Below are 7176 nucleotides of genomic sequence, written 5' to 3'. Positions count from 1 at the left end.
AAAGCTCTAGTTTCAACGAAATTGTTGGCATTATTCACACCTCCTATACTACTTATTATATCAAACCGAACGTCAGTTTGTCTTGATATTGCTTTTTTATTTCAAACAAAAGCGATTCATCACACATCTGAAGAAGTGGGCTTTCTCGCTTTAAATTCTGTAATTTAAATTGGACGATAATAACAACACTTCACCTATCGAACTACGTATGCGTTCTTACCAGAAGGCCATCTGAAAAACGAAGCGGATTCTAAAAATAAGTCATCAAGCTATCATACCCAACGAATGTACAAGCTCAACGAACAGCTATAAAAAGAAATATACAGGTTTGATAACAGACAAAAAGAGGTAATTCTAATTAGCTACTAGTTAGCACACCAAAGGAAGTGGACAGCAATGGAGCGTAATTACAGTTTAGATTTTATTAAATTTTTTGCAATACTTGCAGTTGTAGCTATCCATACTGGAACAGTAAGAGGTGTTCAGATAGGAGGCATACATGGGGATGATGTGGACTTTGTAATAGATACACTAGCCCGTTTTGCTGTACCGTTCTTTTTCGTAGCGTCAGGCTATTTGCTTGTACAGAGAATGAAGGAGATTGCGCAAAAGCACCCAAGAGAAACAATGAAGCCCCAACTGGACTATTTTAGAAAATATACAATCAAGCTCGTTAAACTCTGGTTTGCATGGTTTGTGTTTTACTTTTTATTTGATCTGTCTATTAAATTTATTGAAACAGAGAAAACAGCTCCGGCATTACAAACTATGATCATCGATTATGCAGCGAACATATTTACGTTTGATCTCATCTATTATGGTGCGGGTCACTCGCAATATCACTTATGGTTCCTGCTTGCACTCATCTGGTCGGTGATAATTTTATTTATCTTTATGAAGTTAAAATTATTGCCATATTTAGTAATCATAAGCTTAGGACTGAATATTTTTGGGCTATTTGGCCAGTCCTACTCATCCTTTTATGAAGTAACTGTAAACACACGGGACGCCCTGTTCTTTGGTTTATTTTATACTTCGCTTGGCGGGATAATGGGTGCTTATGCACAGAAAATAAGGGAGATAGCTGTAAAAGTCCCCACATTTTTGTATGCCATCCTGCTCCTTTTATTAGCTGCAGCCCAATAAATGGAAGGCTACGTCACACTCAGAGTTTGGGAAGGAAATGAACAGAATTACTTTCTGATGACAATTCCACTAATTTTTGTTTTGCTCCTAGCGATAATGAAGCATAACAATCTGGGGAAAAATACATTTGTCTCGAAAATTGGTGCAAACGCTGTCGGGATCTACGTGTCACATGTATTTGTAATGGAAGTAATTCGAATAATAATGACAAGGGTGGACCTAGCACATGTTCAAGACACACTTATATGGAAGGTCACATTCACACCAGCTGTATTCATTCTTGCATATATTCTATACGGACAAAAAAGCAAGCAGAAACAGATCTTAGGACTATATCTAAACGCCAAGTTCAGCCAAACCTCCCGGAAATCACCCGAAAACATTCATAATTACTTAGGGAGAAAACAAAACGGTAAAAATACGCCTGAATCGTTTCCTATTCCCTTCTATGCATAGGAATATCCAAATTGTTCGCCTGTTTGTTTTTTGCTATAATTTCAACAGGTGACAGACGATATCCATTAAAACACCGCATAGGAGAGAGAATTGTTTCGAATCAACTAAAAAGGAGATCAATCATGAAGAAACGAACGACATTGAAAAAATCATTAAAGGCTCATTGGGTCTGGGCAATTGCCCTCGGATCATCTATCGGTTGGGGTGCATTTGTACAACCTACCACATGGATGGCATCAGCGGGCCCCTTAGGAGTTATTCTGGGCTTTGGAATTGGTGCATTATTAATGATGCTCATAGCCGTGAGTTATGGATTTTTAATAAAAAGCTTTCCTGTATCAGGTGGGGAATTTGCCTATGCGTTTATCAGTCTAGGACGTAAACATGCATTTATCAGCGGGTGGTTTTTAACACTCGGATATATATGTATCGTTGCACTCAACGCCTCAGCATTTGCTTTAATGTTTAAATTTGTTTTCCCGGCACTAATCGAAAATCTCCACTTATACGAAATTGCTGGTTGGGATGTCTATGGAATGGAAATTATAATAGCCTCTGTAGCATTAGGGGTGTTCGGCTTCCTCAATATGAGAGGAACTGGCATATCAGGTCGCATGCAATTTGTGTTTTGCAGCATCATGATCCTCAGTATAGTAGCACTTACCTTTATGGTAGGCAGTCAACCCGGAGCAGGACTATCCAATCTCCAGCCTTATTTCCCAGCAGAAACGACAGCTATTGCCGCGATTATCTCCATCGTCGCGATAGCGCCTTGGGCATATGTCGGATTTGACAATATACCACAGGCTGCCGAAGAATTTAAATTTTCATCTAAAAAAGCCTTCCTATTAATTATACTTGCAATATTTTTTGCGGCTGTTCTGTACAGCCTTATGATCATTGCTACAGCAATGACTCAGCCATGGCAACAACTAGTAGCTGAGCAGCATGTATGGGGTACCGGTGCAGCTATTCAGGAATTACTTGGAACAATGGGCTTAATCATGTTAGTTACAGCCCTGACAATGGGAATATTTACAGGCTTAAACGGCTTTATTATTTCATCCAGCCGTCTGTTATTCGCCATGTCCCGTGCTAAGATTTTACCTGCAGCCTTTTCAAAATTGCATCCTAAATACGAAACACCCTACGTAGGTATTATATTTACAGTGATCATAGCCATGTTTGCACCATGGTTTGGCCGAGACGCGTTATTATGGGTAGTAGACATGTCTTCAATTGGTGTAACGATCGCTTATTTCTATACCTGTTATACTGCGTTCACATTATTCAGACGGAAAAAGGACGAAAACTTTAACTCGAACAAGCATTCCCTGTCTCCATTCAAGAAATCAGTCGCTCTGGTTGGTATGCTGGCAAGTTTAACATTTCTTGGACTTCTGCTCATACCTGGCTCCCCCGCATTCCTCGGGGTAGAATCAAGAATAGCATTAGGAGCTTGGATTCTCTTAGGTATTATTTTCTACTTTGTTAAACGAAAAGAGTTTAACGAGATACCAAAAGAAGAGTTGAATTACCTTATTTTGGGGAATAAAGAAATTGTGGCGAAGAATAGAGACTGAATTAAACTAAAAGCCCGTTAGACAATATGTCTAACGGGCTTTTAGTCTTAGAATTACAAGCTCCAGTAGGAATAGCCTTTTGATTCACATTCTTTTCTATCATAGATCCCCTTTACATCCACAAGGACCTTCTTTTCGTTTTTATATACTCTATCTAACACATCAATAGTAAAGGTTTCTTTAAACTCATCATGAGGGACCGCGAGTACTACACAGTCAAGATCGTTTAATTCTTCTTGAGAGACTAGGCTGATGTTATATTCTTGATATACAGCTTTCGTTTCTGCAACTGGATCATGTACTAGTACGTTTACACCATATTCTTTAAGTTCGTCAATAATATCAACAATCTTCGTATTTCGAACATCGCCCACATTTTCTTTGAATGTAAGACCTAGAATAGCGACTCTTGCGCCATCTATTTCTTGTTTGGCTTTAATCATTTTTTTAATGATATTACTAGCAATATATTTTCCCATATCATCATTAATTTTCCGACCGGATAAGATAATTTGGGAATGATATCCCAGTTGTTCAGCTTTATATGTGAAGTAATATGGATCAACACCGATGCAGTGCCCGCCTACCAGGCCTGGAGTGAACTTTAGGAAGTTCCACTTTGTTCCGGCAGCTTCCAGAACAGCTTTTGTGTTAATATCCATTTTGTTAAATACCATGGATAGCTCGTTCATAAAAGCAATATTAATGTCCCGTTGGGAATTCTCAATTACTTTTGCAGCCTCAGCAACTTTTATGGATTCAGCTTCAAACACACCCGCTTCGATAATGGAGCTGTACACGTTGGAAATCTCTTGAAGCGATTCTTCATCAGATCCCGATACGATTTTAATAATTTTCGTTAATGTATTTACTTTATCGCCAGGGTTTATCCGTTCTGGAGAATAACCAACTTTAAAATCAGTGCCATATTTCAATCCAGATACCTTTTCAAGTATTGGAATACAGATTTCTTCCGTAGTACCAGGATATACAGTCGATTCATAAACAACAATAGAATCCTTAGTTAAATTCCTTCCTACCGTTTCGCTGGCGCTAATTACTGGATTCAGGTTAGGTGTTTTATCTGTGTTGATCGGAGTTGGAACTGCAATAACGTGAAACTTACATCCTTTAAGAACTGTTTCGTCACTTGTAAATTTCATTGTAGTGTTACGAACCATTTCATCTCCAACTTCATCCGTAATATCTACACCACTTAAGTATTTATCCAGTTTCCCTGCATTCACATCAAATCCGACGACATCATATTTTTTGGCAAATTCGATAGCTAGTGGAAGTCCGACATAACCTAAGCCAATTACAGCTATTTTTTCTTCTCTTAATTGTATTTTTTCAAATAAACTCATGTCATTTAGCCTGCCTTTTGTCCGTAGATTAAATTCTATGGAGAATACTATACAACTATATAAAATATAGTATAGCAATTACTATTATACAATGATTGACGATTTATTACATTAATTTATTGTTATCGATAAAATTGGATAGTGACAAACCTTATGATAAAATTATTTAGTAGAGTGAAAAAGGTAGTTTGATTTCCAGCATCTATATAATGGAGGAGTTAACAACCATGAAAGTAAAAAAGGCAATTATCCCAGCAGCTGGACTAGGTACACGATTTCTACCAGCAACGAAAGCACAGCCAAAAGAAATGCTGCCAATTGTAGATAAACCAACGATTCAGTATATTGTGGAAGAAGCAGTTGCTTCAGGTATAGAGGATATAATTATTATTTCCGGTCGAGGAAAACGAGCAATCGAAGATCATTTTGACACCTCATATGAATTAGAAGAAAAACTTGCTCAAAAAGGCGATATGGAGATGCTTGAAATGGTGCAATCCATTTCAAAGCTGGCTAATATCCATTATATTAGACAAAAAGAACCAAAAGGACTTGGACATGCAATTGCTTGTGCCCATAGTTTTGTAGGGAACGAACCCTTTGCTGTTCTTCTAGGAGACGATATTGTAGAATCAGACGAACCTTGTCTGAAGCAACTGATTGATGTTTATGATAAATATCAAACATCAATAATTGGTGTACACGATGTGCCAGAAGAAGATGTGTCAAAATATGGAATTATAAAACCGTTGACTACAAAGGATTTTGGCTCTTCTATCAATGCTATTGAAACATTAGTGGAAAAACCCGCAAAGGAAGATGCACCATCTAACTTAGCAATTATGGGAAGGTACGTACTCTCAGCGGATATATTTACTATTCTGGAGAATCAGGAGCCAGGTAAAGATGGAGAAATTCAATTAACAGACGCAATCAAAAAATTAAATGAAATCGAACAGGTACTGGCATATAATTTCACAGGTAAACGATATGATATAGGTGGGAAATTAGGATTTGTCCAGGCGACGATTGACTTCGCGTTAAATCGTGAAGATCTGCATGATGATATCAAAGCTTACATGGAACAAAAGTTGGAGTCCCTAAGTAAGGATTAGGAGTGGATAGTAGTGAATATAGTGGTAATAGGAACCGGATATGTTGGACTGGTTACAGGTGTCTGTTTATCTGAACTTGGTCACAACGTAACTTGTATTGACATAGATGAAGATAAAGTAAACACATTAAATAAAGGGATAAGTCCTATCTATGAAGAAGGTTTAACAGAACTTCTTCAAAAAAATATCGAAGCAGGTAATCTAGACTTTACCACTGATTATAAAAAAGGGCTCAAGGGCAAACAAATGGTTTACATTGCTGTTGGTACTCCGCAGGGGGAAGATGGATCAGCTGATTTAACATATATAAATAAAGCTAGTAAAGATATAGCGCTAAACCTCGAAAATGACATTATTATTGTTACCAAAAGTACAGTACCGGTGGGGACAAATGAACATATAAAAGAACTTATAAAATCAAACTTAATTAAAAATGTGCATCTTAAGATTGCTTCAAACCCTGAATTTCTTCGTCAGGGATCTGCGGTGTATGATACGTTCAACGGAGATAGAATTGTCATAGGTTCAGACGATGAAGAAGCACTAGAAGCGCTTGAAAAAGTAAATGCTGGATTTCATTTGCCTATCGTAAAAACAGATCTTCGAAGTGCGGAAATGATTAAATACGCGTCAAATGCATTTCTAGCTACAAAAATCAGTTTCATAAATGAAATGGCAAATCTTTCAGAGAAAATTGGAGCAAACATTGATCATGTTGCTGCAGGCATGGGAATGGATAAACGTATTGGGAATGCCTTTTTAAACGCAGGTATAGGCTATGGAGGATCCTGTTTCCCGAAAGATACAAGGGCAATTATATCTATAGGGAAGAACGTAAATTATGATATGCCTATACTGGAAAGCGTAGTAGATTTGAATGACAGGCAAAGGGGAATTATCGTTGATAAGGTTGCCGATCGTTTTCCTGACATAAAAGGGAAAAAAGTTGCAGTATTAGGCTTAGCCTTTAAACCTAATACAGACGACATGCGGGAAGCCCCGTCCATATTAGTGACTGAAAAACTCCTTGAAGAAGGGGCTGTTGTAAATGTTTATGACCCTGTTGCATCTGAAAACGCCAAAAGTATCTTGTCTGATGAATTAAACTACTATTCAAATATAGTGGACGCAATAAAGGGAACAGATATCACCATTATTTTAACAGAGTGGAAAGAAATTAAAGAGTTTCCATTAGAAAATTATAAAGAATATATGGTCGAACCAGTAGTTTTCGATGGGAGAAATTGTTACGAATTAGAAGATGCATCTAAAAGCGGGTTGGAGTATCACTCCATAGGGCGCCCAACCATTAAACGGTAATTTTTAAAAAGGGAGTCAGTCAGTGACTTCCTTTTTAAAATAGATCCACTATTAACCGTTACACGTTATAAAATTTGGCTTTATTCCATTATTATCTTAATGATTTCGATAATTTATTTATTCAGCTTGCTATGGTATAATGCCGTGAGTATTATTCGTATTTTAAAGAATTGCGTATTTAAGGGAAGG

General features: G+C 37.4%; 6 protein-coding genes. 5 read left to right on the top strand and 1 reads right to left on the bottom strand.

The genetic code is table 11. The features are described 5' to 3' along the window. The first annotated feature begins 396 nt into the window (after nt 1–396). The 3 genes from QGM71_RS20845 (at nt 397) to QGM71_RS20835 (ending at nt 3185) form a co-directional block, all read left to right on the top strand. Nucleotides 397–1146 (top strand): acyltransferase, encoded by a 750-nt coding sequence (locus tag QGM71_RS20845; RefSeq protein ID WP_327609478.1) that lies wholly within the window; start codon nt 397–399, stop codon nt 1144–1146. After that, on the top strand, nt 1147–1602 hold the full coding sequence (locus tag QGM71_RS20840; RefSeq protein WP_327609477.1) for a hypothetical protein: 456 nt from the start codon (nt 1147–1149) through the stop codon (nt 1600–1602). 122 nt (nt 1603–1724) lie between these two features. Continuing rightward, nucleotides 1725–3185: an APC family permease gene (locus tag QGM71_RS20835; protein ID WP_327609476.1), complete on the top strand. Its 1461-nt coding sequence runs from the start codon at nt 1725–1727 to the stop codon at nt 3183–3185. Between the two features lie 53 nt (nt 3186–3238). On the opposite strand, the gene QGM71_RS20830 is transcribed toward QGM71_RS20835, so the two are convergent. Continuing rightward, nucleotides 3239–4552: a nucleotide sugar dehydrogenase gene (locus QGM71_RS20830; RefSeq protein WP_327609475.1), complete on the bottom strand. Its 1314-nt coding sequence runs from the start codon at nt 4550–4552 to the stop codon at nt 3239–3241. A gap of 227 nt (nt 4553–4779) precedes the next feature. Here QGM71_RS20830 and galU point away from each other — a divergent pair, with 227 nt between their 5' ends. Together galU and QGM71_RS20820 are read left to right on the top strand one after the other, a co-directional pair. Then, nucleotides 4780–5667, top strand: coding sequence for a UTP--glucose-1-phosphate uridylyltransferase GalU (gene galU, locus QGM71_RS20825; RefSeq protein ID WP_327609474.1), 888 nt, complete (start codon nt 4780–4782; stop codon nt 5665–5667). Nucleotides 5668–5679: 12 nt separating this feature from the next. After that, nucleotides 5680–6987 (top strand): UDP-glucose dehydrogenase family protein, encoded by a 1308-nt coding sequence (locus QGM71_RS20820; RefSeq protein ID WP_327609473.1) that lies wholly within the window; start codon nt 5680–5682, stop codon nt 6985–6987. Nucleotides 6988–7176: the final 189 nt, after the last annotated feature.

Source organism: Virgibacillus tibetensis (genome assembly GCF_036026595.1).
Lineage (GTDB): Bacteria > Bacillota > Bacilli > Bacillales > Amphibacillaceae > Virgibacillus_P > Virgibacillus_P tibetensis.
The sequence above is the reverse complement of the archived record's forward strand: the minus strand, read 5'-3'. Positions and strand labels throughout refer to the sequence as shown.